This window comes from Pseudomonas sp. EA_65y_Pfl1_P113, assembly GCF_963970525.1.
GTDB classification, from domain to species: Bacteria; Pseudomonadota; Gammaproteobacteria; order Pseudomonadales; family Pseudomonadaceae; genus Aquipseudomonas; species Aquipseudomonas tritici.
Genome location: NZ_CAXAQM010000651.1, coordinates 1 through 438, shown reverse-complemented (window position 1 = coordinate 438; position 438 = coordinate 1). Strand labels below are relative to the sequence as shown.

General features: G+C 62.3%; 1 protein-coding gene. It reads left to right on the top strand.

Annotated features, from left to right (window positions below; genetic code table 11):
• Positions 1-438, top strand: a 438-nt coding sequence (locus AACY52_RS31555; protein ID WP_339561587.1) for a GDP-mannose 4,6-dehydratase, incomplete at both ends; no start/stop codon positions are given.

Sequence of the window (438 nt, the reverse complement as noted above, 5' to 3'; positions counted from 1 at the left end):
GCATTACGGCGACATGACGGACTCCACCAACCTGATCCGTCTCGTGCAGCAGATCCGTCGCACCGAGATCTACAATCTCGCCGCCCAGAGCCATGTGGCGGTCTCCTTCGAGAGCCCGGAATACACCGCCAATGCCGATGCGATCGGCGTGCTGCGACTGCTGGAGGCGATCCGCATCCTCGGCATGGAGAAGGAGACACGGTTCTACCAGGCCTCGACCTCCGAACTCTACGGCCTCGTGCAGGAGATTCCGCAGAAGGAGACCACCCCGTTCTATCCGCGCTCGCCCTACGGCGTCGCCAAGCTCTACGGCTACTGGATCACGGTGAACTACCGCGAAGCCTACGGCATGTTTGCCTCGAACGGCATCCTGTTCAACCATGAGAGCCCAATCCGCGGCGAGACCTTCGTGACGCGCAAGATCACCCGCGGCGTGGC